This window comes from Streptomyces sp. NPDC029044 (assembly GCF_040637495.1).
Taxonomy (GTDB): Bacteria; Actinomycetota; Actinomycetes; order Streptomycetales; family Streptomycetaceae; genus Streptomyces.
The window spans coordinates 1-24,746 of sequence record NZ_JBEZWN010000023.1 but is presented as its reverse complement, the minus strand read 5'-3'; the positions used below and the strand labels follow the sequence as shown (position 1 = coordinate 24,746).

26 protein-coding genes are annotated in these 24,746 nt (G+C 73.0%); 16 read left to right on the top strand and 10 right to left on the bottom strand.

The features are described 5' to 3' along the window. Window positions 1–242 precede the first annotated feature (242 nt). The 3 genes from AB0E85_RS19930 (at window position 243) to AB0E85_RS19920 (ending at window position 2,655) form a co-directional block, all read left to right on the top strand. Entirely contained in the window at window positions 243–443 is a 201-nt protein-coding gene (locus AB0E85_RS19930) for a DUF4236 domain-containing protein (protein WP_361928726.1), read from the top strand. Window positions 444–527: 84 nt separating this feature from the next. After that, entirely contained in the window at window positions 528–2,057 is a 1,530-nt protein-coding gene (locus AB0E85_RS19925) for a UDP-N-acetylglucosamine 1-carboxyvinyltransferase (protein ID WP_248505492.1), read from the top strand. A 52-nt stretch (window positions 2,058–2,109) separates the two neighbouring features. Further along, window positions 2,110–2,655, top strand: coding sequence for a DUF488 domain-containing protein (locus AB0E85_RS19920; RefSeq protein WP_361928722.1), 546 nt, complete (start codon window positions 2,110–2,112; stop codon window positions 2,653–2,655). A 4-nt stretch (window positions 2,656–2,659) separates the two neighbouring features. On the opposite strand, the gene AB0E85_RS19915 is transcribed toward AB0E85_RS19920, so the two are convergent. Together AB0E85_RS19915 and AB0E85_RS19910 are read right to left on the bottom strand one after the other, a co-directional pair. Next, window positions 2,660–3,310: a hypothetical protein gene (locus tag AB0E85_RS19915; RefSeq protein WP_361928721.1), complete on the bottom strand. Its 651-nt coding sequence runs from the start codon at window positions 3,308–3,310 to the stop codon at window positions 2,660–2,662. Between the two features lie 95 nt (window positions 3,311–3,405). Then, entirely contained in the window at window positions 3,406–4,509 is a 1,104-nt protein-coding gene (locus AB0E85_RS19910; protein ID WP_361928719.1) for a type I phosphomannose isomerase catalytic subunit, read from the bottom strand. A 296-nt stretch (window positions 4,510–4,805) separates the two neighbouring features. Between AB0E85_RS19910 and AB0E85_RS19905 the strand changes: the two genes are divergently transcribed. From AB0E85_RS19905 to AB0E85_RS19880, 6 genes are all read left to right on the top strand, one after another. Beyond that, a complete protein-coding gene (locus AB0E85_RS19905; RefSeq protein ID WP_361928716.1) occupies window positions 4,806–6,272 on the top strand; it encodes an alanine racemase in 1,467 nt (488 codons plus the stop codon). Continuing rightward, a complete protein-coding gene (locus tag AB0E85_RS19900) occupies window positions 6,269–7,588 on the top strand; it encodes a pyridoxal-phosphate dependent enzyme (protein WP_361928713.1) in 1,320 nt (439 codons plus the stop codon). The genes AB0E85_RS19905 and AB0E85_RS19900 overlap by 4 nt, the downstream gene beginning before the upstream one ends. Window positions 7,589–7,593: 5 nt before the next feature. Next, window positions 7,594–8,790, top strand: coding sequence for an aminotransferase class V-fold PLP-dependent enzyme (locus AB0E85_RS19895; protein ID WP_361928711.1), 1,197 nt, complete (start codon window positions 7,594–7,596; stop codon window positions 8,788–8,790). A gap of 255 nt (window positions 8,791–9,045) precedes the next feature. Then, window positions 9,046–9,810, top strand: a complete 765-nt coding sequence (locus AB0E85_RS19890; RefSeq protein WP_361928708.1) for a methyltransferase domain-containing protein — start codon at window positions 9,046–9,048, stop codon at window positions 9,808–9,810. A gap of 333 nt (window positions 9,811–10,143) precedes the next feature. Next, window positions 10,144–10,443 (top strand): hypothetical protein, encoded by a 300-nt coding sequence (locus AB0E85_RS19885; protein WP_361928706.1) that lies wholly within the window; start codon window positions 10,144–10,146, stop codon window positions 10,441–10,443. A 64-nt stretch (window positions 10,444–10,507) separates the two neighbouring features. Then, the gene (locus tag AB0E85_RS19880; RefSeq protein ID WP_107453418.1) at window positions 10,508–10,819 is read left to right on the top strand and encodes a metalloregulator ArsR/SmtB family transcription factor; all 312 of its coding nucleotides are present in this window, start codon (window positions 10,508–10,510) and stop codon (window positions 10,817–10,819) included. 4 nt (window positions 10,820–10,823) lie between these two features. Here AB0E85_RS19880 and AB0E85_RS19875 read toward each other — a convergent pair whose 3' ends face one another. The 6 genes from AB0E85_RS19875 to AB0E85_RS19850 form a co-directional block, all read right to left on the bottom strand. Then, complete coding sequence (locus AB0E85_RS19875; RefSeq protein WP_361928702.1) at window positions 10,824–11,477, bottom strand: ATP-binding cassette domain-containing protein; 654 nt, start codon at window positions 11,475–11,477, stop codon at window positions 10,824–10,826. Beyond that, a complete protein-coding gene (locus tag AB0E85_RS19870) occupies window positions 11,470–12,447 on the bottom strand; it encodes an ABC transporter ATP-binding protein (protein WP_361928701.1) in 978 nt (325 codons plus the stop codon). Before AB0E85_RS19870 ends, AB0E85_RS19875 begins: the two co-directional genes overlap by 8 nt. An 8-nt stretch (window positions 12,448–12,455) precedes the next feature. Then, the gene (locus AB0E85_RS19865; RefSeq protein WP_361928698.1) at window positions 12,456–13,355 is read right to left on the bottom strand and encodes an ABC transporter permease; all 900 of its coding nucleotides are present in this window, start codon (window positions 13,353–13,355) and stop codon (window positions 12,456–12,458) included. Further along, a complete protein-coding gene (locus AB0E85_RS19860; protein WP_361928695.1) occupies window positions 13,345–14,313 on the bottom strand; it encodes an ABC transporter permease in 969 nt (322 codons plus the stop codon). Before AB0E85_RS19860 ends, AB0E85_RS19865 begins: the two co-directional genes overlap by 11 nt. Before the next feature lie 20 nt (window positions 14,314–14,333). Next, window positions 14,334–15,923, bottom strand: a complete 1,590-nt coding sequence (locus AB0E85_RS19855) for an ABC transporter substrate-binding protein (RefSeq protein WP_361928692.1) — start codon at window positions 15,921–15,923, stop codon at window positions 14,334–14,336. A gap of 112 nt (window positions 15,924–16,035) precedes the next feature. Next, window positions 16,036–16,476: a DUF6299 family protein gene (locus tag AB0E85_RS19850; protein WP_361928690.1), complete on the bottom strand. Its 441-nt coding sequence runs from the start codon at window positions 16,474–16,476 to the stop codon at window positions 16,036–16,038. A 244-nt stretch (window positions 16,477–16,720) separates the two neighbouring features. Here AB0E85_RS19850 and AB0E85_RS19845 point away from each other — a divergent pair, with 244 nt between their 5' ends. Then, window positions 16,721–16,915: a DUF5999 family protein gene (locus tag AB0E85_RS19845; protein WP_361928687.1), complete on the top strand. Its 195-nt coding sequence runs from the start codon at window positions 16,721–16,723 to the stop codon at window positions 16,913–16,915. Window positions 16,916–16,949: 34 nt separating this feature from the next. On the opposite strand, the gene AB0E85_RS19840 is transcribed toward AB0E85_RS19845, so the two are convergent. Both AB0E85_RS19840 and AB0E85_RS19835 read right to left on the bottom strand, forming a co-directional pair. Beyond that, the gene (locus AB0E85_RS19840; RefSeq protein WP_361928684.1) at window positions 16,950–17,348 is read right to left on the bottom strand and encodes a Rid family hydrolase; all 399 of its coding nucleotides are present in this window, start codon (window positions 17,346–17,348) and stop codon (window positions 16,950–16,952) included. After that, on the bottom strand, window positions 17,345–18,580 hold the full coding sequence (locus AB0E85_RS19835) for an acyl-CoA dehydrogenase family protein (RefSeq protein ID WP_361928682.1): 1,236 nt from the start codon (window positions 18,578–18,580) through the stop codon (window positions 17,345–17,347). The genes AB0E85_RS19840 and AB0E85_RS19835 overlap by 4 nt, the downstream gene beginning before the upstream one ends. A gap of 127 nt (window positions 18,581–18,707) precedes the next feature. Here AB0E85_RS19835 and AB0E85_RS19830 point away from each other — a divergent pair, with 127 nt between their 5' ends. From AB0E85_RS19830 to AB0E85_RS19805, 6 genes are all read left to right on the top strand, one after another. Further along, complete coding sequence (locus AB0E85_RS19830; protein ID WP_361928679.1) at window positions 18,708–20,318, top strand: AMP-binding protein; 1,611 nt, start codon at window positions 18,708–18,710, stop codon at window positions 20,316–20,318. A 15-nt stretch (window positions 20,319–20,333) separates the two neighbouring features. Then, window positions 20,334–21,146, top strand: a complete 813-nt coding sequence (locus tag AB0E85_RS19825; protein ID WP_361928676.1) for a PaaX family transcriptional regulator C-terminal domain-containing protein — start codon at window positions 20,334–20,336, stop codon at window positions 21,144–21,146. A gap of 153 nt (window positions 21,147–21,299) precedes the next feature. Further along, window positions 21,300–22,091, top strand: a complete 792-nt coding sequence (locus tag AB0E85_RS19820) for a ribonuclease BN (protein WP_361928674.1) — start codon at window positions 21,300–21,302, stop codon at window positions 22,089–22,091. 145 nt (window positions 22,092–22,236) lie between these two features. Beyond that, window positions 22,237–23,052, top strand: a complete 816-nt coding sequence (gene modA, locus AB0E85_RS19815) for a molybdate ABC transporter substrate-binding protein (RefSeq protein WP_361928671.1) — start codon at window positions 22,237–22,239, stop codon at window positions 23,050–23,052. After that, window positions 23,049–23,900 (top strand): ABC transporter permease, encoded by an 852-nt coding sequence (locus AB0E85_RS19810; RefSeq protein ID WP_361928668.1) that lies wholly within the window; start codon window positions 23,049–23,051, stop codon window positions 23,898–23,900. The genes modA and AB0E85_RS19810 overlap by 4 nt, the downstream gene beginning before the upstream one ends. Then, on the top strand, window positions 23,897–24,746 hold an 850-nt coding region (locus AB0E85_RS19805; RefSeq protein ID WP_361928665.1), incomplete at its 3' end, for an ABC transporter ATP-binding protein. The genes AB0E85_RS19810 and AB0E85_RS19805, both read left to right, overlap by 4 nt.

Sequence of the window (24,746 nt, the reverse complement as noted above, 5' to 3'; positions counted from 1 at the left end):
ACGGCATCTTGGCCGATCCGCTAAGGTAAGGCTAAGTTAGGTAACCCTTACCGCCGGATTCGATGGCGGGTGCGGCTGCGGTGCTCTCTCGGCAGATATCTCGATGTCGAGATAACTCTAGTACACGAGCGCCGGATGGTCATGCCCCGGCACCCGCCCCGCGGTCATGCGCGCCCTTTTCCCGGGTATCCGAACCAGGTATCCGAACCGCGTGTCCACGCACAACGGAGGAGGAGACAGGCATGCCGCTCACGTTCCGCAAGAGTTTCCGGATCCTTCCGGGGGTGCGCCTGAACATCAACAAGCGCTCCTGGTCCATCACCACCGGCGGCGGAAAGAACGGCCCCCGATACACCCGCAGCAGCACGGGACGCCGTACGACATCGATGGACCTTCCCGGACCTTTCGGGTGGCGGCGCACCACGCGGGCGAGCCGACACTGAGGATCCCGGGCGGGATTGACGTCCCGTCACCCGTTCGGACCCCCCGTTCGGGTGTCATCTCATATCTGAGATAACCTCAGCCTCATGGCAGACGACTACCTCGTACGCATCGGCAAGCTCATCCGTGACGCCCGGCAGCACCGGGGCTGGACACAGTCGCAGCTGGCCGAGGCGCTCGGCACCAGCCAGAGCGCCGTCAACCGGATCGAGCGCGGCAACCAGAACATCAGCCTTGAGATGATCGCGCGCATCGGGGAGGCCCTCGACAGCGAGATCGTGTCGCTCGGCTACGCCGGTCCGATGCATCTGCGGGTGGTCGGCGGGCGCCGGCTGTCCGGTGCCATCGACGTGAAGACCAGCAAGAACGCGTGCGTGGCGCTGCTGTGCGCCTCACTGCTCAACGAGGGGCGCACAGTACTGCGCCGCGTCGCCCGCATCGAGGAGGTGTACCGCCTCCTGGAGGTGCTGGGCTCCATCGGCGTGCGCACCCGGTGGATCAACGACGGCGTCGACCTGGAGATCGTGCCGTCGGCCGAGCTGGACCTGGCGGCGATCGACGCGGACGCGGCCCGCCGCACCCGCTCCATCATCATGTTCCTCGGCCCCCTGCTGCACCGCATGGACCACTTCAAGCTGCCGTACGCCGGCGGCTGCGACCTCGGTACGCGCACCGTCGAGCCGCACATGATCGCGCTGCGCCGCTTCGGCCTGGACATCGCCGCCACCGAGGGCCAGTACCACGCCCAGGTCGACCGTGCGGTCAGCCCCGACCGCCCGATCGTCCTGACCGAGCGCGGCGACACGGTGACCGAGAACGCGCTGCTCGCGGCCGCCCGGCACGACGGCATCACCGTCATCCGCAACGCCTCGTCCAACTACATGGTCCAGGACCTGTGCTTCTTCCTGGAGGCGCTCGGCGTCAAGGTGGACGGCATCGGCACCACCACGCTCACCGTGCACGGCGTGCCGACCATCGACGTCGACGTGGACTACTCCCCCTCCGAGGACCCGGTCGAGGCGATGAGCCTGGTCGCGGCGGCCGTCGTCACCGAGTCGGAGCTGACGGTGCGCCGGGTGCCCATCGAGTTCCTGGAGATCGAGCTGGCGGTCCTGGAGGAGATGGGCCTCGACCACGACCGCACGCCCGAGTACTTCGCCGACAACGGCCGCACCCGGCTGGTGGACCTCACCGTCCGGCCCTCCAAGCTGGAGGCGCCCATCGACAAGATCCACCCCATGCCGTTCCCCGGCCTGAACATCGACAACGTCCCCTTCTTCGCGGCCATCGCGGCGGTCGCCCAGGGCCAGACCCTCATCCACGACTGGGTCTACGACAACCGCGCGATCTACCTGACCGACCTGAACCGCCTCGGCGGCCGCCTTCAGCTCCTCGACCCCCACCGCGTCCTGGTGGAGGGCCCGACCCGCTGGCGCGCCGCCGAGATGATGTGCCCGCCGGCCCTGCGCCCCGCGGTGGTCGTCCTGCTGGCGATGATGGCCGCCGAGGGCACGTCGGTGCTGCGCAACGTGTACGTCATCAACCGGGGGTACGAGGACCTGGCGGAGCGGCTGAACTCGATCGGCGCGCAGATCGAGACGTTCCGGGACATCTGACCGGGAGCGCGTCCTCAGGTGTGATCCCGCCCGAACGGGAAAGTCCGCCCCTGTGGACGCACTCCTGCTGACCTTCGGGCACAGCACCGCCGGGCGGGACCGGATCGGCGCCTTGCTGCGCGGTGCCGGGGTGGCGGCCGTCGTCGACGTGCGGACCGCTCCCGGCAGCCGCCGGGATCCCGACCTGTTGCGGGAGCGGCTCGCCGAGTGGCTGCCGGACGCCGGCGTCGGCTACCGGTGGGAACCCGCGCTCGGCGGGTTCCGCCCGCTGCCCGCGGACAGTCCGGACGTGGTGTGGCGCAACGCGTCCTTCCGCGGCTACGCCGCCCACACCCGCTCCCCCGAGTTCGTCTCCGCCATGGACCGCCTGGTGCACGAGGCGGCGGGCGCCCGCACGGCCGTGATGTGCAGCGAGGCCGTCTGGTGGCGCTGCCACCGCAGGCTGATCGCCGACTTCGCGGTGCTGGCCCGTGGCGTACCGGCCCATCACCTCATGCACGACGGCCGGCTGAGCGCCCATACGCCGACACCGGGAGTCCGCCTGCGCGACGACGGGCTCCTCGTGTACGACGCCCCCACCGGGCGATCCCGGGGCTGAGCCGTCAGTACAGCTTGTTCACCGCCGTGACGGTCGTGGCCTTGAAGTCCGCGACCTGCGCGTGCTGGAAGGTGCCCATCTGACCCCAGCGGACGACCGTCACGGTCGCGCCGTCGCGGCCGACCGAGAAGAGGCCGATGTCGGAGGAGCCCCAGGCGGAGACGGTGTGGATGCCGTAGACGTCGGCGCCCTCCTCGACGTTCAGCCGGCCGTAGTACTTCTGCGTCGCCGTGATGTCCGGGTCCTGCTGCATCAGCTTCTTCGCACAGCCGGCGAGGTCCTTGCGCAGCAGTGCCGCGAAGTCCTTCGCCCGCTGTTCGCTGCGCTCGACGACCGTGAGCTGCTGGGCGTTCGTGTCGTACTCCGTCCAGTAGTCCCGGTGCGTGGTGACGGACGGCAGCGCGTCGCCCACGCACATCGGCAGCGGGTCGGGCTGACCGGCCGTGACCGGACCGGCGTACCAGGGCGACGTCGGGTGCGGCGGCAGTTCGGCCGGCTCCAGGAACCGGGGTGTGCCGGAGGCCGGAGTGGTGGCGGCGACGGCCGGGACGGCGGCCGCGGCCACACCGGCGACGGCCGCCAGCGCGGCCACGGTGGTGCGGATGCCTCGGTTCTGGCGCATTCCTCGGGCACGGATCTTCATGGTCTCCCCCATTGGTTTCCCCCGGTTTCCCCGGTCGAGTGCTCGGGCCTGTGCCCTTGCCCCCTGTACGACCCGCCACCGGCCGGATGCGTTGCCCTGCCGGTCCGCTACGGATCCGTCCCGAATGTCACCGGTCCGTCACCGGGGGCGAGTCCCTCACCGAGGGCGGCGACGGCGGCCGGGCCGTGGCCCGCGGCGAGGAGAGGGGCGCGGATGTCGTGCGCCGGCTCGGGGACGTAGCCGATCAGCACGTCGGCAGGGCCCTGGATGCGGACCTCCCCGAGGACTGCGGGGAGGAGCAGGGTGCGGGCGCGGTCCAGCAGGCCGGTCCACCGGCCGGCAGTGACGGTGACGGGGGCGCCCGCGTTGGTGAGGATCCGCACGGTGGAGAAGCGGTACGACAGGAGCCCGGCCGGGCCGGCGGTCCAGCGTTCGAGGGCGAAGTGGGGGCCGGCGCAGAGCACGGTGCGTACGGCGCCGTCGTCCTGACGGATGCTCAGGCCGGGGTGGAACTCGGGCCGTGGGCCGGGTCGCCACTCGTCGAGGAGGCGGCCGAGGCCGGCGTGCCACTCGTGGTCGGGGACGGGCGAGCCGTCCTCCATGCGGCGGCGCATGGCGTGCTGCTGGATGTCGGACGTCTGCTCGATCTCGTACACGAGCGTGTCCGGGCCGAAGCTGTGCAGGGTGCCGCCGGGGACGTAGACGGTCTGCCCCGCGCGGACCGGCAGGCGGCGCATGACCGCGTCGAAGTCCTGTGCCAGCAGCGCCCGGTGCAGGGTGTCGCGGTCCACCCCCGGCCGTACGCCGACCAGGGCGGTGGCACCCGGTGCGGCGTCCAGGACGTGCCATGCCTCCGTCTTGCCGTTGGGTTCGCCCTCCAGGCGCCGGGCGGTGGCGTCGTCGGCGTGCAGATGCACCGGCAGGGCGCCCCGGCCGTCGATGAACTTGGTGAGCAGCGGGAAACGAAGGCCGGGCGGGAGCCGGGGCCCCAGCAGTTCGTCGGGGTGCTCGGCCGTGACCTGCCGCAGGGTGCGCCCGGCGAGGGGGCCGTCCATGACGGTGGAGACATCGCCCTCGACGTCGCTGACCTCCCACGTCTCGGCGACCGGCCCGTCGGGCAGGCCGCTGCGGCCCAGCCGCTCGGCGATGGCCCGGCCGCCGAAGACGTGCTGCTTGACGGGGGTGGTGAGCCGCAACGGGTGCCAGTCCACGTCCCTCCTCGGACGGGTCGGTGCCGGTCTGCGGCCGGGGTACCCGCGGGGCGTCAGGAGCATGCGTGGCGCACGGGGCGTGCGCGCGTCGAGCCGCGAACCGCGGATGCCGCGGCCTCGCGCCCGGCGCGCGCCGCGGCCCGGCCCGTGATCCGCTTCACACCGGCCAAGGCCCGGGCCCGGGCCTTACAGGGCGTAAAGCGACCGAAGAATGGATATGGGCTATACGGCGATACGCGGGGAGTGTCCGACGTGCCCGGATGACGGGTGCGGCGGCCTCAGGAGGGGGAGCGCGCATGGACGGCCGGCCCTTGTACCTCGAACCGCGGCTGGAGCCACGGCTGAGGTCGCTCGTCGCGGCGCACGGCACGCTGCACTCGATCGTCGACGCACTCGGCTCCCCCCTGCACATCGTGGTGCCGGACCAGATCGCCGAGAACCTGGAGCGGTTCCGGTCGGTGTACCGCTCGCACCACCTGTCGGGCCAGGTCTTGTACGCCCACAAGGCCAACCGGTCCAGTGCGCTGCTGCGGCGGCTCGCCGCGACGGACGCGGGCGTGGACGTCGCGTCGCTGGGCGAGTTGCAGCACGCGCTGGGTGCCGGGTTCGGTCCCGGCCGGATCACGGCCACGGGGCCCAAGAACCCCGAGTTCCTGTGGCTGGCGGCCCGCGCGGGTGTCACGGTCAGCGTGGACGCCGTCGCCGAACTGGACCAGCTCGCCGCCCTGGTGCGCAAACACGCGCTGGCCCCGGTGCGGGTGCTGCTGCGACTGTCGGGCTTCGAGACGTCGGGCGTGAAGGTGCTGAGCCGCCGCAGCCGTTTCGGCACGCCCGTACGGGAGTTGGAGCTGCTGCTGGAGGCGGTCGAGCGGCATGCCGACGCGGTCGATCCGGCCGGTGTGGCGTTCCACCTGGACACGACGAGCGTCGCGGAGAAGGCGACCGCCCTCGAAGGCAGCCTGGCCGCGCTGGAGTTGTGCCGGAGCCGGGGGCTGCGGCCGCGGGCCGTGGACATCGGCGGCGGGTTCGGCATCGGCTATCTCGCCGAGCGCGAGCAGTGGGAGGCGTACACGACCGCGCTGACCGAGGCCGTCCTCGGCCGGCGTCCGCCCCTGACGTGGGGCGGGCACGGCTACGGGCTGCGCAACGAGTCCGGCACCCTGCGCGGCACGCTCGGTCTGTACCCCGCCCACCGTCCCGTGGCCGGCGCCGCCTACCTGGACGAGCTGCTGGCCCAGCCCGCCGCTTCGCTGGGCGGGCGGCCGCTGGCCTCGCTGCTGCTGGAGCACCTGTACGACCTGCACACCGAGCCCGGCCGGGCCCTGCTGGACCAGTGCGGGCTCACCCTCGCGCGGGTCCTGGAGGTCCGCACCCAGGAGGGCGGCGGGGAACTGCTCGTACGGCTGGCCGCGAAGGCGGACGACATCGCGCTGGAGGACCACGGAGTGCTCATGGACCCCGTGGTCGTTCCCCGGGACGGAGCCGCACCGGAGGGCGGCCCGGTCGCCGTGCACCTCTTCGGCAGCCTCTGCCTGGAGACCGACCTGATCACCCGGCGCACGGTGTTCCTGCCGCGCCGTCCGGAACCCGGCGACCTGCTGGCCTTCGCCAACACCGCCGGCTACGCCATGGACTTCCACGCCACCCGCGCCCAGCACCAGCCCGCCGCCGGCAAGGTCGCCGCCTGGCAGGACGGCGATGCCTGGCGCTGGTGCCTCGACGACCAGTTCTGGCCGATCACGCCCGCGAGGGGAGCTCAGTGAGGTACGACAGCATCACCGAGGCGATAGGCAACACCCCTCTGGTGCGGATAGACCCGGCGGTGCACGGCCTGCGCACCATCGATCTGTACGCGAAGCTCGAAATGCTCAACCCCTTCGGCTCGGTCAAGGACCGGGCCGCCTGGAGCATGGCGGGACCTCTGCTGGCCGAGGCGGTCGAACACGGCAGCCAGGTGGTCGAGTTGTCCAGCGGCAACACGGCCAAGGCCCTCGCGGTGATCGCGGGCATGCACGGCCTGGGCTTCAAGAGCGTCACCAACCGGATGCGGGTGCCGGAGATCAAGGACCTCCTGCTGCTGCTCGGTGCGGAGATCGAGGAGCTGCCGGGGCAGAGCGAGTGCCTGGACCCGACCGCGACGGACGATCCGCTGACCCTGTTCCACCGCACACTCGCCGCCTCGGGCAGCGCCTACCTGCACACCGACCAGTACTTCAACCCGCGCAACACCGAGGCCCATCTCACCGGCACCGGACCGGAGATCGTCAAGGACCTGGACGGCCGGGTCCCGGACTGGTTCGTCGCCTGTGTGGGCACGGCCGGGTCCTCCACGGGCGTCGCCCGCGCACTGCGGGAGGAGGATCCCTCCGTGCGGGTGGTCGGGCTGGTGGCGGCCAAGTCCGACTTCATCCCCGGGATCCGCACCATCGACGAGGTGCAGGAGGTGGGCCTGTTCGACCCGGAGACGTACGACACGATGGAGTCGGTCACCGCCGACGAGGCGATCGAGGGAATGCTGACCCTGAACCGCCGCTGCGGCATCCTGGGCGGGCCCACCGGCGGGGCGGCCTACTTCGGCGCCGTCCGTCATCTGCGGGCGCTCGACGAGGAGTCGGAGGAGCGGCGGACCGCCGTCTTCATCGTCTGCGACCGGGTGGAGAGCTATCTGAGCTACGTCCGGCAGCGGCGCCCCGACCTGCTGGGCCGGCCGCCCCGGAAGAACTCGCCGGCCGACCTGTCCGACGCCGAGGTCGGCGGGGCGCCGTCGGTCACCGTGGCCGAGGCCCGGCGCTGGATCGAGACCGGCATGCCGCTCGTGGTCGACCTGCGCAGCCCGTACGCGTACGCGGCGCTGCACATCGACGGTTCGGTCAACATCGTCGACGAACTGTTCGCGGAACTGGTGCGGGGCGGCCTGCCGTTCAGCCGGCGCCGGCCGGTGCTGCTGGCCTGCCCGGTCGGTGAGCAGTCCGCCCGGTACGCGGCGCTGCTGACCCGGATGGGCCACCCGGACGTGCGCAGCCTGGCCGGGGGCATCATCGCCTGGCGGGACGCGGGCGCGCCCCTGGTGCGGGACTGACCGGCATGAGCGCACCGATCAGCCGCGAGGAACAGGAGCGGTGGCAGCAGGGGCTGCGCGCCCAGTTCCCCATCGTCACCGGGCATCCGGAGCTGGCGTACCTGGACAGCGCGGCCACGGCGCAGAAGCCGCAGGCCGTCCTGGACGCCGTGCAGACGTATCTGACCACCTCCAACGCCAATGCCGCGCGCGGCACCTACACCTGGGCCAACCGGACCACGGAGCTGGTGGAGCGCACCCGCGGGCGCGTCGCCCGGTTCCTCGGGGACGACCGGCCGGATCGCTCCGCCGTCCACTTCACCGGCGGCACCACCGAGGGACTGCGCACCATCGCCCGCGACTGGCTGCCGGGCTTCCTGCGCGACGGCGACGAGATCGTCGTGCCGGACGCCGATCACCAGGCGAACATCGTGCCCTGGCTGGAGGCGCAGCGGTCGCTGGCTCGGGAGGGGGTGCACGTGCGGGTGGTGCCGATGCCGTACCAGAGCGGTTCGGGGGACTACGACCACCGGGCGCTGACGGAACGGGCCGGGCCGCGCACGCGGTTCGTGGCCACCACCCATGTGCACCACGTCTACGGCGGCGACATGAACGTGCACCGCATCCGTGAGGCCGTCGGCCCGGACGCGGTCATCTGCCTGGACGCCGCGCAGAGTGTGGGTCATCTGCCGGTGTCCGTGGCGGAGTTGGACGTCGACTTCGTGGTGTTCTCCGGGCACAAGGCGCTGGCCCTGCCCGGTTCGGGGGCGGTGTGGGCCCGGCAGGCGCGCGGGCCGGAGTTCGTGCCCGGCGGGTGGAGCGGCACCCCGAACACGGTGGGCATCGCCTCGCTCGAAGCGGCCCTGGACTGGCTGGAGGCGGCCGGTGTCGGCCGGATCGAGCGCTGGACGGCCGACCTGGCGGTCCGGCTCACCGAGGGGCTGCGCCGGCTGGACGCCTACGACATCCTCGGCTGCCCGCTCAGTCTCGCCGTCGACTCGGCCGTGCAGCGCCGCCAGGGCATCGTGACCCTGCGGCACCGCGCCATCGACTCGGGCGATCTGGGGTTCATCCTGTTCAGCCACGGGTTCATGGTCCGCTCCGACCATCACTGCCAGGGCGACGCTGGCGAGAAGACCGGTTCGGTGCGGGTGAGTCTGCATGTGTACAACACGGCGGAGGAGGTCGACCGGCTGCTGGCCGTTCTCGCTTCACTGCCGTGACACCGCCAACTAGTGCCCCGGCAGGCAACGTTTGCCCCTCAAGGAGCGGTGTACGGTGCGTGCTCTCGGCGTGCCGGCCGGAAGCCCTCGTACTGGACGCACTTGAGCTTTCGGCCGGTGCGGCGAGGGCGCGTGCCGGGCGTCGCGACGGGGCGAACGTTGCCTGTTGGGGCACAGGGCATAATGGGAACCGTTTCCACCTGTAGGCTCGGGCCGTAACGAGTCAGGTGCGAGACGGTGAGGTGGCGCGACCGGATGGGGCTGAGTCTGGCGACGGCGGAGCGATGGGTGGAGCGCTGGGAGCTCCAGCAGCAGCGGTACGCCGTCGACCGCGAGGAGCGGTTCACGGTGATCGCCGATGTGGTGGAGCACGTCATGGCGGGGCGCACGGCTCCGCCCCTCGTCGTGGATCTGGGCTGCGGGCCGGGCTCGCTGGCGGCCCGGCTGATCCGGCGGCTGCCGGACGCCGAGATCGTGGCCGTGGACCGGGACCCCGTCCTGCTGGAGCTGGGCCGTACCCACCACCCGGACGCGGCCCGCTACGTCGACGCGGAGATCGGCGCGCCCGGCTGGGTGCGGGCCCTGGAGCTGGACCGGCCCCTGGACGCTGCGGTCTCCACGACGGCCCTGCACTACCTGGACCGCGACACCCTGTTCGGCACCTACCGGCAGCTCGCCGGGCTGCTGCGGCCCGGGGGTGTCCTCGTCAACGGCGACCACCTCCCCCAGGGCGAGACGGGCCCGGCGGGGATCGCCGCGCATGTCGGGCGGTGCCGGGCCGGCCGGCAGCGCGTGTACGCCCACGAGGACTGGGGCTCCTGGTGGGCCGCGGCCGGCGAGGACCCGGAGCTGACCGACCTCCTCGCCGAGCGCCGGCGTCGCGAAGCCCCCCTCGGCACCGGCCGCCCCGCGGAACTCCCCCTCTCCGCCCACCTTGAGCTCCTCCGCCGGTCCGGCTTCGCCAAGGCCGGCCCGGTGTGGCAGTACGGCGACAGCTGCGTGGTCGTGGCGGTGCGCTAGGGCCGGTCGTTTGGATCAGGTCGCAGGGAATCGGCAGCGGCTCGTCATCGCCGTGAGCGGGGTCTGGCGCAGCTGCAAGGCGGAGGAGGGCGTCGATGCGGAGCATCGGCAACCGACGGCAACGCGGCAGATGTGCGTGCCAAACCCCGCGTCTGCGGCGTGATCCAAACGACGGGCCCTAGACCGCCGATTCACCCGTACGCCCCGTCCCGGATGGCGGGTCGCGGCGGGTCCTCCGACAATACATGCAGGAATCGCTATATGTTAATGTCGCCATGCCCGGCCCGGGTCGACACGTCACGGCCGGCACCAGCACACGCAAGGAGCTCCACCATGACCACCGCCCAGCACATCACCCACGAGGACCACGCGCACGCCCACGGCGACGACTGCGGGCACCTCGCCTTCACCCACGGCGACCACACCGACTACGCCCACGACGGCCACATCCACCGGACGCACGACGGCCACACCGACGAGTGCGCGACCGACGGCCACGCGGTGCACCAGAACCACGACCACGAGCACGGCGAGGACTGCGGCCACCTGGCCGTGCGGCACGGCGACCACACGGACTACGTGCACGACGGCCACCGGCACGCCGCCCACGAGGGACACTGGGACGACCACTGACGGCAGCCGCCCCCACCGGGTGAAGAGTGAACTGGGAATCGTTGTCATATGCTAATGTATGCATATGACAACGACGCCCTCTCCCCCGACGGACGAGCCGGATCCGACCCTCCAGGCGGCCGGCGAACTCCTGCGCGCCCTGGCCTCGCCCGTGCGGCTGGGCATCGTGCGGGAACTGTCCGGCGGCGGGAAGTACGTCCATGAACTGGTGACCGCCCTGGGCGTCAGCCAGCCGCTGGTCTCCCAGCACCTGAGGGTGCTGCGCACCTCCCGGATCGTCACCGCCCGGCGTCAGGCCCGCGAGACGCGGTACACCCTCACCGACGACCATGTGGCGCACATCGTGCTGGACGCCATCCGGCACGTACAGGAGTAGCGCCTCAGGTCAGGCTGTCCCACTCGACGGTCCGGTCGCACCAGCGCCGGAGCAGGGTGCGGTCATGGCCGACGGCCAGCAGGGCGGCGCCCGTCGCGGCCCGGTAGTCCTCCACGGCCGCGACCAGGGCGGCCGCCGTCGAGGCGTCGAGCATCGCGGTCATCTCGTCGCACACCAGCAGGCGCGGGCGCAGCACCAACGCCCGGGCGAGGCAGGCGCGTTGCAGCTGCCCGTCGCTGACCTCGTGCGGCCGCCGGGTCAGCAGGTCGGGGGTGAGACCGACGACGGGGGCCAACTCGGCGATCCGGCCGGGGACTTCCGCGCCGCGGCCGGTGGCGCGCAGGGGCTCGGCGATCAGGTCGGTGAGCGGCAGTCGCGGGTCCGCGGAGAGCCTGGCCTGCTGGAAGACGACCCCGAAGGCGGTGCGCTCCTCGCGTGGGGCGCGGTGGCGCCAGCGCCGCACGGGCTCGCCGTCGAGGAGCAGGGTGCCGGAGTCGGGGCGGTGCAGCAGGGCCGCGACCCGCGCCAGGGTGGACTTGCCGCAGCCGCTCGGGCCGAGCAGGCCGACGGACTCGCCCGGCGCGACGGCCAGGGACACGTTCCGGACGACCGGGGCGTTCCTGATGTATCCGGCGGTGATGGAGCGCAGTTCAAGCACGGACGTCCTCCGGCACGTGCGGGTGGTGGCAGGCGACCGTGCCGGCGGGCGGCTCCGCGGCGCACCTGTCGGTGGCCCGGTCGCAGCGGGCGGCGAAGGCGCAGCCGGCCGGGAGGTCGCCGAGTTCGGGCGGCATGCCGGGGATGGGGGTGAAGGCGCGGTCGGGCAGGGCCTGGAGCAGGCCGCGGCTGTAGGGGTGGCGGGGCCCGGGTGAGCCGAAGAAGGCGGCGGCGTCGGCGAGTTCGACGATCCGTCCGGCGTACATGACCGCGACCCGGTCCGCGATGCGCTCGGCGGCCGCCAGGTCGTGGGTGATCATCAGCAGGGCGCGTCGGCGGCCGCCCTCGCCCGGGTCGTCGACATGCCGCCGCAGTTCGTCGGCCGTACGGTCCACCAGGTCGCGGTCGAGTCCCGTGGTGGGTTCGTCGGCGAGCAGCAGGGGTGCGTCGCCGACCAGGGCGAGGGCGGTGGCGGCGCGCTGGGCGAGGCCGCCGGAGAGCTGGTGGGGGTGGCGGTCGAGGTGGTCCGCCGGGAACGCGGCCCGTTCGGCGGCGGACTCGGCGGCGGCCCGCAGGGCGGCGCGCCCCCGGGTCGCGGTCAACGCGGCGACCGTCTCCTCCAGTTGGGAGCGGACGGTGCGGACCGGGGTGAGGTGGGCGGCCGGGCTCTGCGGTACGAGGCCGATGAGCCGCCCGCGTACGGTGCGGGCGAGGGTCCGCTCGTCGGCCGTGAGCAGGTCCAGGTCACCGAGGAGGGCCGAACCGGCGCTCTGGGCGTTGCCCGGGAGCAGTCCGAGCAGGGCGGAGGCCAGCACGGACTTGCCGCAGCCGCTCTCCCCGATCAGGGCCAGGCACTCGCCGGGGGCCACGTCGAACCGCGCGTCGGTGACGGCCGCGACACGGCGCCCGCCGGGCATGAGGAACCGCACGGACAGTCCGCGCACCGACAGCACGGGGGGCATGGAGTCCATACCGGCGCTCACAGCATCAGCTCCGATCGGTGGCGGGGGTTGATCCGCTCCCGCCAGGCCCCGGCGAGTCCGGCGATGGCGAGGGTGGGGACGATGAGGAAGAGCCCCGGGAACAGGGTCGGCCACCACTGGCCGGCCAGGAGGGAGCCGCGGGCGGTCTGGATGAGGGTGCCGAGGCTCGCGGTGTGGGTGGGCAGCCCGAGGCCGAGGAAGGACAGCGCCGACTCGTGCCACATGGCGTGCGGCACCATCAGCACGGCGGCGAGCGCGGCCTGGGGAAGGACGGCGGGCAGCAGGTGCCGTACGGTCACCCGCCACCGGGACGCCCCGCCGGAGACGGCGGCGTCGATGTACGGCCTGGACCGCAGGGACAGCACCTCGGCACGGACGATCCGGGCCGTGGACAGCCAGTGGGTCAGCGCCACCGAGATGACCACCGGCCACACCCCGGGGCGGAACATGGCGACGATGAAGATGCCGAGCAGCAGGTGCGGCACGGACGAGAACGTGTCGACCACCCGCATCAGGGCCCGGTCGGCCCAGCCGCCCAGCGCCCCGGCCGCGGCGCCCACGGCCGTGCCGACGACGGTCGCGGTCAGCGCCGCCGCCACGCCGACGAGCAGCGAGACGCGCAGGCCGTAGACGCAGCGCAGCAGCAGGTCGCGGCCGACGTCGTCGGTGCCGAAGAGGTGGGCCCAGGACGGCGGTTGCAGCTTCGCGGCGAGGTCGACGGCCTGCTGGTCGAGCTGGACCAGCGGCGGCACGAGCAGCACGGCGAGGACGGTCGCGGCCACCAGCGCGGCGGAGGTGCGCACGCGCAGGGCGCGGGTGGAGCGGCGCCGGGGTCCGCGCGAGCGCCACTCGGTCCGCTCCGGGGCGGCGGCGGGCGCGGGTGCGTCACATGTCACTGAGCTTCACCCTCGGGTCGAACAGTCCGTAGAGCAGGTCGGCGAGCAGGTTCCCGGCGAGCACCGCTGCGGTGGCCAGGGTCGTCAGGGCGGCGAGCAGCGGGAAGTCGACTGCGGTGGCCGCCTCCACGGTGGCCGCGGCGATGCCCGGCCAGCTGAAGACGCTCTCCACCAGCAGCGCCCCGGTGATGAGTTCGGGCACGCGGGAGCCGATGAGCGTGAGCACCGGGAGGAGCCCGGAGCGCAGGGCGTGGCCGAGCAGGACGGTGCCTTCGCTCAGGCCGCGGGCCCGGGCGCCGCGTACGGGGTCCTCCGCCAGCGCGTCGCCGACGCCCTGGCGTACGTACAGGGTGAACCACGGCAGCTGGGACACGGCGAGGACGCCGGCGGGCAGGAGGACATGGCTCGTGACCTGTCCCGGCGTGACCTGTTCGCTGCCGGTGTCGGTCAGGCCGCCCGCCGGGAGGACGTCCCACTGGAGGGCGAACAGCCAGATGGCGAGCAGCGCGATCCAGAAGACCGGTGCCGCCTCCAGGGTGTAGGCGAGGGAGGTGACGGTCCGGTCGACGAGCGAGCCGGGGCGGCGGGCGGCGAGCACGCCGAGGACCGTGCCCACCAGTACGGCGGCGGCGAAGGCGACCGCGCAGAGCAGCGCGGACCACACGAGCCGTTCGCCGATGACCTGGACGACCGGCTGCCGCATGACGCTGGAGTGGCCGAGGTCGCCGGTGAGGGCGGAGGTCAGCCAGTGCCACCAGCGGGCGGCGAAGGGCCGGTCCACGTCGAGGTTCTCGCGCAGCCGGTCCAGGGTCTGCTGGTCGGCGCCGAGCGCGGCGGTGCCTGCGTAGGCCTTGACGGGGTCGAAGGGGGAGGCGGCGGCGATGGCGAACACGCCGAAGGTGACGACGAGCAGGACGGGAACGGCGAACAGGGCCCGCCGTCCCGCCAGTCGTGCCATCGCTCCCCAGGGGAGGCGGGTCACTTCTTCGGCTGCCAGTCCTCGATGTTCCACCAGGGACCGCTGGCGAAGCCGTGCTCGTGCGGCTCCAGCTGGGTGTTCAGGTTCTCCCAGCGGTCGGCCAGCACGTAGAGGTGGTCGATGTGGGTGAGGAAGGTGTAGCCGGGGTCCTGCACCAGGGCGCGCTGGAGCTTTTCATAGGCGGCCGTGCGCTCGGCCGGGTCCTGGCTGCGGCGGCCGTTGTCGAGGGCGCGGTCCACGGCCGGGTTGTCGTAGCGCGCCATGTTGTTGAAGCCGTCGCCGGCGAGGGAGGAGTGCAGCAGGGTGTAGAGGCCGAAGTCGGGGTCGCCGGTGCTGCCGAAGCCCGCGAGGACGGCGTCGTCCTTCATGCGGGGCTCGATGACCTCCCAGGTGGCGCTCTCCACCTTCACCTCGATGCCGGCCTTCTTGGCGTCGGAGGCGTAGGCGAGGGCGTGGTCCTGGCGGACCTTGTCGCCGGAGGGGTAGAGCAGGGTGAAGGCCGCCCGCTGTCCGTCCCGGGTGCGGATGCCGCCCTCGCCGGGCTTCCAGCCTGCCTCGTCCAGGATCTTGCCGGCCTTGCCGAGGTCCTGGGTGCGCTCGATGTCGTCGGTGAACGCCGGGTCGTCGACGGGCAGGGGTCCGTAGGCCGGCCGGCCCGCGCCGTCCAGGATCTTGTCGACCATGGCCTCGCGGTCCACGGCGGCGTCGAGGGCCCGGCGGATCGCGCGGTCGCCGGTGACCTCGTTCGCGGTGGGGAGGGTGACGGCCCGGAAGTCGTAGGAGCGGGCCTCGTAGGTGCGCTTGGCGTCGTCGCCCTTGAACGTGGCGGCGAGGTTGGGCGGGAGGACCGCGCCGTCGAGGTCGCCGGAGCGCAGGCGGGTGGCGCGCACGTTGTCGTCGCCGATGACCGCCATGGTGAAGCTCTTGACCTTCGGCTCGCCGCCCCAGTAGCGGGGGTTGGCCTTGAAGGTGAGCTTCTCGCCCTTGCTCCACTTGGTGAGGACGTACGGCCCGGTGCCGACCGGCTTGGTGTTGAAGGAGCCCGTGTTGGGGTCCTGCCTGCCCGCGACGTGCTCGGGGACGACGGGCAGCACGGTGCGGGCGGCGAAGGGGGCGTAGGGGTACTCGAGTGTGAAGACGACCTTGTCGTCGCCGCTCGCCTCGACCTTCTTGACGGCGTCCAGCTCGCTCTTGAAGGTGTTGTTGGTCTTCGGGTCGAGGACGGTCCGGTACGTGTAGACGACGTCGGCGGCCGTCAGCGGTTCGCCGTCGCTGAACTCGACTCCCTTGCGCAAGGTGAAGGTGTACGTGCGGCCGCCGTCGCTGACCTTCGGCATCGCGGCCGCCAGAGCGGGCTTCAGCTTCAGGTCGGCGTCGCGGGCGAGGAGCCCGTCGAAGATCTTGGAGTTCCCGTCCTTGCCGTAGCCGAGCAGCGGGCTGAGGGTGTCCGGCTCGGAGGCCACCCCGAGCACGACGGACCCTCCGGACTTGCCGTCGCCCGAGCCGGCGCCGCTGGGGGCCGAGCAGGCGGTGACCGCCGCGGCCAGCGCCGCCGTGACGGCGGCCCCTCGTATCCGACGGGTCGACATGTGACCTCACACCCTTGTTGCTCTAGTAAGGCTGTTGCAAAGAAATCGCAATTAAACAGGATCGGCGGGCCACCCGGACCTCGGGCGCCCGCCGAACCGTTCACCGCCGTGTTCAGGCCTGGCTCAGGGTGATGTCCTGCCCCTGGACGGCGTGGAAACTGGGCAGCGGCAGACCGCTGAAGGTACGCAGCTCCATCAGCGTCGCCTCGACGTGGGCCGCACCGGCCACGAGTGCGCCGGGCACGGTCCGGCCCGTGTTCACCCAGCGGTGCTCCGCTCCGTCGCACACGGCCCGGGTGCCGCCGATGCCGTGACGGGTCGTGGAGAGGCCCTGACGCACGGAGGAGCTGACGAAGACGGGGCCGCTGGAGCTCGCGCAGCGGTACGTGCCGGACAGGGTGACGGTGCCGTCGGCGGCGATCCGGCCCACCGCGTCGACCGTCACGGTGCCGGTCGGAGCGAGGACCGACGCGGTGGCGGGCGCCGCGCCGGCACCGGTGAGCAGGAGCAGCGCGGCACCGGCCGCCGCGCCGAGAAGGGGACGTACACGCATGGGGAGACCTCCCGAAATGAGTGGAATTGCGGCTTCCACTCGTACCGGCCCTCCGGGCCGTCGCCCGTGACCCTCACCCCTTCGGTGGCGAGTCCGCACCGGCCGTCGTGGAAGCGTCCTGGGAATGTCCTGGGCGTGTCACGCTTCCCGTCGGGCCGTTCCGATGAGTCCGGCGCGGGAGGATGGTCTGTCTGTACGAGTCGCCCGAACCCTTCGGACGGCCCTACCGACGTGGAGGTGCGCCATGTGTGCCCACCAGCCCCTGTGCCCCGCGACCGACTCCCCCGCCGCGCACGTCGTCGCGGCCCGCCCCGAGCAGGGCTGGAGCCTGCTGTGCGACGGGACGGTCGTCTTCGACGACACCGGCGAACTGCTGCCGGACGGACGCGTGGTGCAGCCGCGCCGGACGAGCACCGAGGGTCTGGCCGTCGCGGCCTGACGCTCGGCCGCTCCAAGGCGGCCCGACGGTCTCGCTACGGCAGGACCGCGAAGCCGTCCAGTTCCACCATCGCCTCCGCGTCCCACAGCCGCACGACCTCGACGACCGCCATGGCGGGATAGTCCCGGCCGGCCAGCCGGCGCCAGGTGCGGCCCAGTTCGGGCGCGTGCGTGCGGTACGCCTCGACATCCGTGGCGTAGACGGTGACGCGCGCCAGGTCAAAGGGCGTGCCACCGGCCGCCGCGAGGGCGGCCAGCAGGTTGGTGAGGGCCCTCTCGAACTGCTCGGGCAGGGTGCGGCCGACGACCTTGCCGTCGGCGTCCAGAGCGGTCTGGCCTGCCAGGAACACCACCCGCGAGCCGGACGCCACGACGGCGTGGGAGAAACCGGTCGGCGGGGACAGCTCGGGCGGGTTGACGCGCTCGGTGCTCACCGGGCCTCCTGACGGGCGTACAACTCCTTGGCGATGACGCCGCGTTGCACCTCGCTGGCCCCCTCGTAGATGCGCGGGGCGCGCACCTCGCGGTAGAGGTGTTCGAGCAGGTGACCGCGTTGCAGGGCCCCGGCGCCGTGCAGCTGGACGGCGGCGTCGACGACGTACTGCGCGGTCTCGGTGGCGAGCAGCTTCGCCATGGCGGAGCGCCGGGGCACCTCGGGGGCGTCCGCGTCGTACGCCGATGCCGCCGCGTGGACCATCAGCCGGGCCGCCTCCGTGCGCAGGGCCATCTCGGCGACCTGGTGCGCGACGGCTTGCAGGTCCTTCAGCTTGCCCCCGAAGGCGTCCCGCCCGGCGGTGTGGGCGAGGGTCGCGTCGAGGGCCGCCTGGGCCATGCCGACCGCGAACGCGCCGACGCTGGGCCGGAAGAGGTTGAGCGTCCCCATGGCGACCCGGAAGCCGCGGTCGGCCTCGCCGAGCACGTCGTCGGAAGTCACGGGCACGGCGTCGAAGTCGAGGGCGCCGATGGGGTGCGGCGAGAGCATGTCGAGCCCACGGCCGGTCAGGCCCGGGCGGTCGGCGGGGACGAGGAAGGCGGTGACGCCGCGGGCCCCGGCCCCCGGGGTGGTCCGGGCGAAGACGGTGTAGAAGTCGGCCTCGGGTGCGTTGGAGATCCAGCACTTCCCGCCGGTGAGACGCCAGCGGGCGGGGCCGTCGGGGGCTGCGGCGAGCGCCGGGGCGGCCGGCGGCCCCTCACTCCGCGGGGACTCCGGCTCCGCCCGCGCTTCCGGCTCCGTCCGCGCTTCCGGCTCCGTCCGCGCTTCCGGCTCCGCCCGCAACTCCAGCGCCGCCGCGTCCGATCCCGCCCCCGGCTCGCTCAGCGCGAAGGCCGCGATCGCGGTGCCGTCGGCCACCCGGGGCAGCCAGCGGGCGCGTTGTTCCCGGGTGCCGTACGCGTGGACGGGGTGGGCGCCGAGGCCCTGGAGGGCCAGGGCCGTCTCGGCCTCCGTGCAGGCGTAGGCCAGGGACTCGCGCATCAGGCACAGGTCGAGCGCTCCCGAGGTGAACAGGCGTCCGAGCAGTCCGAGGCTGCCGAGTTCGGCGACCAGGGCCCGGTTCACCCGTCCCGGTTCCCCCTTGTCGGCCAGCGGGCGGAGCCGCTCCGCGGCCAGGGTGCGCAGCTCGGCGCACCAGGCGAGTTGTGCCGGTTCGAGCGAGAATGCGGTCATCGCCGGTCCCTTCTCCGCCACCCCGCCTTCCGGCCGGGCCACTCCGAGGCTATCGCGGACCGTTGACTGTCGTCACCAACACGATACGCTCCAGGGGCGAGCCCACCACGCCAAGGGGGCGAACCGTATGAATCCACGGGGCACGGCCCACGTCGACACCTTCGCCCGGGACCATCTGCCACCCCGGGACCAATGGCCCGAGCTCCGCTTCGATCTGCCGGAGCTGCACTACCCCGAACGGCTCAACTGCGCCGCCGAACTGCTGCACGGCCCGCCCGGCGACCGCCCGGCGTTCCTGACGCCCACCGGCCAGCCGTGGACGTACGGCGATCTGCGCGCCCGGGTGGACCGCGTCGCGCACCTGCTCACCGGTGAACTCGGTGTCGTCCCCGGCAACCGGGTGCTGCTGCGCGGCCCCACCACGCCCTGGCTCGCGGCCTGCTGGCTGGCCGTGCTGAAGGCGGGGGCCGTGGCGGTCACGGTGCTCGCCCAGCAGCGCCCGCACGAGCTGAGCACGATGTGCGAGATCGCGCGGGTGCGGCACGCCCTGTGCGACATCCGGGCCGTCGACGACCTCGCCAAGGCCGAGGTCCCCGGCCTGCGCATCACGACCTACGGCGGTGACGCCCCGGACGACCTCCTCAACCGCCCGGCACCCGCCACCCCGTACGAGGCCGTCGCGACGGCGGCCGACGACGTGGCGCTGATCGCGTTCACCTCCGGCACCACCGGCCGCCCCAAGGGCTGCATGCATCTGCACCGGGACGTCCTGGCGATCGCCGACACCTTCTCCCGGCACGTCCTGAAGCCCGACGCGGACGACGTGTTCACCGGCAGCCCTCCCCTGGGCTTCACCTTCGGTCTCGGCGGCCTGGTGGTCTTCCCGCTGCGGGCCGGCGCGCGTGCGCTGCTGCTCGAACAGGCGGGACCCCGGCAGCTGCTGCCCGCCATCGCCCGGCACCGGGTCTCCGTGCTGTTCACCGCGCCGACGGCGTACCGCGCGATGCTCGACGAACTCGACGGGCACGACGTCTCCTCCCTGCGCCGCTGCGTCTCGGCCGGCGAGAACCTGCCGGCGGCCACCTGGCAGGCCTGGCACGAGCGCACCGGCCTGCGCGTCATCAACGGCATCGGCGCCACCGAGCTGCTGCACATCTTCATCTCCGCGGCCGACGACCGGATCCGGCCCGGGTCCACGGGTGTTCCGGTGCCGGGCTGGCAGGCGCGCGTGCAGGACGCGGACGGCGAGCCCGTGCCCGACGGGCAGCCGGGGCTGCTCGCCGTACGCGGACCGGTCGGCTGCCGCTACCTGGCCGACCCGCGGCAGCGGGACTACGTGCACGGCGGCTGGAACGTCACCGGCGACACCTACGTCCGCGATCCCGACGGCTACTTCCGCTACGTCGCCCGCGCCGACGACATGATCATCTCGGCCGGGTACAACATCGCCGGCCCCGAGGTGGAGGACGCGCTGCTGCGGCACCCGGACGTGGTGGAGGCGGCGGTCGTGGGGCGGCCCGACGAGGCCCGCGGACAGGCCGTGCTGGCCTTCGCCGTCCTCAAGGAGGGCGCGGAGCGGGACGCCGAGGCACTGCGCGCCTTCGTGAAGAGCGAGCTGGCACCGTACAAGTGCCCCCGCGAGATCGTCTTCCTGGACGCGCTGCCGCGCACGGCGACCGGCAAGCTCCAGCGGTTCAGACTGCGCGCCGACGGGGTACCGGGAGGCGACCAGGAGTGATCCGTACGACCTAAGATGATCAACGTGTCCGACCAGCATGCACCACGGTCTCTCATCGTCACGCTCTACGGCGCGTACGGCCGCTTCGTCCCGGGCCCCGTGCCGGTAGCCGAACTGATCCGGCTGCTGGCCGCGGCCGGCGTGGACGCCCCGTCCGTGCGCTCCTCGGTGTCGCGGCTCAAGAGACGCGGACTGCTCGTGCCGGCCCGCACCGCGCAGGGTGCGGCCGGCTACGAACTGTCCCCGGACGCGCGCCAGTTGCTCGACGACGGTGACCGGCGCATCTACGCCTCCGCTCCGCCCGAGGACGAGGGCTGGGTGCTCGCGGTGTTCTCCGTGCCGGAGTCGGAGCGGCAGAAGCGGCACGTGCTGCGCTCCCGGCTGGCCGGGCTCGGTTTCGGCACGGCCGCCCCCGGTGTGTGGATCGCGCCCGCGCGGCTCTACGAGGAGACCCGGCACACGCTCCAGCGGCTGCGGCTCGACGCGTACGTCGACTTCTTCCGCGGCGACCACCTCGGGTTCGCCCCGACCGCCGAGGCCGTGGCCCGGTGGTGGGACCTGGCCGCCATCGCCAAGGAGCACGAGGCGTTCCTCGACCGCCACGCGCGCGTGCTGCGCGAGTGGGAGCGGCGCGAGGACACCCCGGCCGAGGAGGCCTACCGGGACTACCTCCTCGCCCTGGACTCCTGGCGCCATCTCCCCTACACCGACCCGGGCCTGCCGTCCGGCCTGCTTCCCGCGGACTGGCCGGGTGTCCGCTCGGCGGCGGTGTTCCGGGGGCTGCACGAGCGGCTGCGGGACGCGGGGGCGCGGTTCGTGGGGCTCTGACACCCGCGGGACCCATCCGGATTGCCGCCCCCGCCGGGCTGTGGAACGGTCGACGATGTCCGGCAGTGGGCGCAGCACGCGGCGGGAGGCGGACCGAGGGATGACCGTCACCACACCACCGGGCACGGCGGGCAGCCGAGCGGACCGGCGGCCGTGAGGCGTTGGGGGCGTTCGGCACGCGGCGGGTGGGAGCGGGCCGGGGCGCACACCCTCGTCCGGCAGGGCCGGGACGTGGAGCTGCTGCACCGGGCCATGGGGTTCGCCACGCTCGCGCTGGTCACCTTGGCACCGCTGCTGATCGTGGTCGCCGCCGCCGATCCCCTGGAGCGGGGTGGTTTCGCGTTCTGGCTGGCCGACGGCATGGGGCTGTCCGGCCGGTCCGCGCGGGTGCTCACGGACATCATCAGTCCCCCGCGCAAGGTCATCGGCACCACGAGCGTGCTCGGCGGGGTCGCCCTCGCCGTCTTCGGCGTCGCCTTCGGCGGGAGCGTGCAGAACGGCTACGAGCGGATCTGGGGACTGCCGTCGGGCCCGTGGCACCGGGTCTGGCGGCAGGCGGTGTGGATGATCGCGATGACCGCGTACCTGTACCAGGAGGTGCAGACGCGCAGCCTCGTCTCGGGGCCGGAGCGGATCGTGCTGAGCGCGGCGTCCGGTGTGCTGTTCTTCTGGTGGGGGCAGCGCTTCCTGCTGGGCGGTCAGGTCCGCTGGAGCGAACTGCTCCCCGGGGCGGTGGCCACCATGGCGGGACTGGTCGGCCTGCGGATGTTCTCCTACTTCGTGTTCACCCCCCTCATCGTCACCAACGCGATCAGCTACGGGGCCGTCGGCGTCGTCCTCGTCGTGGAGTCCTGGCTGATCGGCGTGGGCTACGTCGTCTACGGCGGGGCGCTGCTGGGCCGCTGGGTCCAGGAGCACCACGGACTCCGGTTCCGCGCCCGGTGACCCCCGCCCCACAACCGCCCCCGTACAAACGCACATGCAACCCTCAGAGAATCCTGCCCCGGCTGATGCGAACCCACAGTGGTTCTTCACCTGGCATCTGCGGCATTATCATCGGCGGATACCCGGCAGAGGGAGCAGAGCCGTCATGACCCGTACCGTGCACCGTGTCCGCCGCCCGCTCCGGGGGGCCGCGGTGGGAGCCGCCGCCCTGCTGGCCCTGAGTGCCTGCTCGTCGTCCGGCTCGGACTCCTCGGCGAAGCCGGACTCCTCCGGGCCGGGCGAGCTCTCCGGGGAGGTGACCGTGTTCGCCGCGGCCTCGCTGAAGGAGAGCTTCACGACGCTGGGCGAGCGGTTCGAGAAGGAGCACCCCGGCACGAAGGTCACCTTCAGCTTCGGCGGCAGCGACTCGCTCGCCGCGAGCATCACCGGTGGCGCTCCGGCGGATGTCTTCGCCTCGGCCAGTCCCAGGACCATGAAGATCGTCACGGACGCCGGGGACGTCGCGGGCACCCCCGCGACCTTCGTCCGCAACCAGCTGGAGATCGCCACCCTGCCCGGTAATCCCGGGAAGATCTCCTCGCTTCTGGACCTCACCCGGGCGGGCCTGAAGGTCGTGCTCTGCGACAAGGAGGTACCGTGCGGCGCTGCCGCGCAGCAGGCCCTCGACGCGAGCAGGCTGAAGCTCACCCCCGTCTCCTACGAGCAGGACGTCAAGGCCGCGCTCACCAAGGTCGAGCTGAAGGAGGCCGACGCGGCCCTCGTCTACAAGACGGACGTGCGCGCGGCGGGTGACAAGGTGGAGGGCGTGCCGTTCCCCGAGTCCGCCGACGCCGTCAACGACTACCCGATCGCGCTGCTCAAGAACGCGCCCAACACCGAGGCCGCCCGGGCGTTCGTCGCGCTGGTGCGGTCCGCCGAGGGCCGGAAGGTGCTGAGCGGGGCGGGGTTCCTCACGCCGTGACACCCCCTGCCGACAGGCCTCGCGCCGCGGCCGGCACCCTCCGGGGCGGTCCGCGGCGCCGGCGCGTGCGGACGGGTGTCCCGCTGCCCCTGCTGATCCCCGCGCTGACCGGCCTGGCCTTCCTGATCGTGCCGCTGATCGCCCTGCTCGTGCGGACCCCGTGGCACAGCCTGCCCACGCAGCTGACCAGCCCGGACGTGTGGCAGGCCCTCAAGCTCTCCCTGATCTGCGCGACGCTGGCCACCGGCGTGAGCCTGGTCGTCGGCGTGCCGCTGGCCTGGCTGCTGGCCCGCGTCGACTTCCCCGGCCGCGGCCTCGTGCGCGCCCTGGTCACCCTGCCCCTCGTCCTGCCTCCGGTCGTGGGCGGCGTGGCGCTGCTGATGGCGCTGGGCCGCAACGGCATCGTCGGGCAGTGGCTCGACGCGTGGTTCGGGATCACGCTGCCCTTCACCACCGCCGGAGTCGTGATCGCGGAGGCGTTCGTGGCGATGCCGTTCCTCGTCATCAGCGTCGAGGGCACCCTGCGGGCCGCCGACCCACGGTACGAGGAGGCGGCCGCCACCCTGGGCGCTTCCCGCTTCACCGCGTTCCGCCGGGTCACACTGCCGCTGATCGCGCCGGGCATCGCGGCGGGCGCGGTCCTCGCCTGGGCCCGGGCGCTCGGCGAGTTCGGCGCGACGATCACCTTCGCCGGCAACTTCCCCGGCCGCACCCAGACCATGCCCCTGGCCGTCTACCTGGCCCTGCAGAGCGACCCGGAGGCCGCGATCGCCCTCAGCCTGGTGCTGCTGGCGGTGTCGATCGCGGTGCTGGCCGGGTTGCGCGACCGTTGGATGCGTGCCGGATGACCGAGACCCACCTCGCCACCGGCCCCTCCACGGACGGGCTCGACGCCCGTCTCGTCGTGGACCGCGGCGGCTTCCGGCTCGACGTGGCGCTGACCGTCGCGCCCGGTGAGGTCGTCGCCCTGCTCGGGCCGAACGGCGCCGGCAAGACCACCGCGCTGCGCGCCCTGGCCGGCCTGACCCCGCTCTCCGGCGGTCATCTGCGGCTGGACGGCACGGAGCTGGACCGCACGCCGCCGGAGGCCCGTCCGGTCGGGGTGGTCTTCCAGGACTACCTGCTCTTCCCCCACCTCACGGCCCTCGACAACGTCGCCTTCGGCCCTCGCTGTCAGGGCGCGAGCAAGGCGGAGGCCCGGGCGCAGGCCGCGGAGTGGCTTCAGCGCCTGGGCCTCGCGGCGCACGGCGGCGCCAAGCCGCGCAGGCTCTCCGGCGGCCAGGCCCAGCGCGTCGCCCTCGCCCGCGCCCTGGCGACCCGCCCCCGGCTGCTGCTGCTCGACGAGCCGCTCGCGGCGCTGGACGCCCGCACCCGGCTGGAGGTGCGTGCCCGGCTGCGGCGGCACCTGGCCGAGTTCGAGGCGGTCGCCGTGCTCGTCACCCACGATCCGCTCGACGCGATGGTGCTGGCCGACCGGCTGGTGGTCGTGGAGCACGGCCGGGTCGTCCAGGAGGGCACCCCGGCCGACATCGCCCGCCACCCCCGCACGGACTACATCGCGCGGCTGGTCGGCCTGAACCTCTACCGGGGCGAGGCGGACGGTCACACCGTCCCGCAGGGCCACGGGGCCCCCCACCCCACCCCCCAGGTGGGGTGGGGGCGCGGGTTGGTTGGGGTTGCCCCCCCGGCGGGTC

What these genes read in the sequence shown, in the direction of transcription:
- AB0E85_RS19930 (WP_361928726.1), top strand. Translation starts at nt 243, where the DNA reads ATGCCGCTCACGTTCCGCAAGAGTTTCCGGATCCTTCCGGGGGTGCGC.
- AB0E85_RS19925 (WP_248505492.1), top strand. Translation starts at nt 528, where the DNA reads ATGGCAGACGACTACCTCGTACGCATCGGCAAGCTCATCCGTGACGCC.
- AB0E85_RS19915 (WP_361928721.1), bottom strand. Translation starts at nt 3,310, where the DNA reads ATGGGGGAGACCATGAAGATCCGTGCCCGAGGAATGCGCCAGAACCGA.
- AB0E85_RS19905 (WP_361928716.1), top strand. Translation starts at nt 4,806, where the DNA reads ATGGACGGCCGGCCCTTGTACCTCGAACCGCGGCTGGAGCCACGGCTG.
- AB0E85_RS19895 (WP_361928711.1), top strand. Translation starts at nt 7,594, where the DNA reads ATGAGCGCACCGATCAGCCGCGAGGAACAGGAGCGGTGGCAGCAGGGG.
- AB0E85_RS19890 (WP_361928708.1), top strand. Translation starts at nt 9,046, where the DNA reads ATGGGGCTGAGTCTGGCGACGGCGGAGCGATGGGTGGAGCGCTGGGAG.
- AB0E85_RS19885 (WP_361928706.1), top strand. Translation starts at nt 10,144, where the DNA reads ATGACCACCGCCCAGCACATCACCCACGAGGACCACGCGCACGCCCAC.
- AB0E85_RS19880 (WP_107453418.1), top strand. Translation starts at nt 10,508, where the DNA reads ATGACAACGACGCCCTCTCCCCCGACGGACGAGCCGGATCCGACCCTC.
- AB0E85_RS19870 (WP_361928701.1), bottom strand. Translation starts at nt 12,447, where the DNA reads ATGGACTCCATGCCCCCCGTGCTGTCGGTGCGCGGACTGTCCGTGCGG.
- AB0E85_RS19860 (WP_361928695.1), bottom strand. Translation starts at nt 14,313, where the DNA reads ATGGCACGACTGGCGGGACGGCGGGCCCTGTTCGCCGTTCCCGTCCTG.
- AB0E85_RS19855 (WP_361928692.1), bottom strand. Translation starts at nt 15,923, where the DNA reads ATGTCGACCCGTCGGATACGAGGGGCCGCCGTCACGGCGGCGCTGGCC.
- AB0E85_RS19850 (WP_361928690.1), bottom strand. Translation starts at nt 16,476, where the DNA reads ATGCGTGTACGTCCCCTTCTCGGCGCGGCGGCCGGTGCCGCGCTGCTC.
- AB0E85_RS19845 (WP_361928687.1), top strand. Translation starts at nt 16,721, where the DNA reads ATGTGTGCCCACCAGCCCCTGTGCCCCGCGACCGACTCCCCCGCCGCG.
- AB0E85_RS19835 (WP_361928682.1), bottom strand. Translation starts at nt 18,580, where the DNA reads ATGACCGCATTCTCGCTCGAACCGGCACAACTCGCCTGGTGCGCCGAG.
- AB0E85_RS19830 (WP_361928679.1), top strand. Translation starts at nt 18,708, where the DNA reads ATGAATCCACGGGGCACGGCCCACGTCGACACCTTCGCCCGGGACCAT.
- AB0E85_RS19825 (WP_361928676.1), top strand. Translation starts at nt 20,334, where the DNA reads ATGATCAACGTGTCCGACCAGCATGCACCACGGTCTCTCATCGTCACG.
- modA (WP_361928671.1), top strand. Translation starts at nt 22,237, where the DNA reads ATGACCCGTACCGTGCACCGTGTCCGCCGCCCGCTCCGGGGGGCCGCG.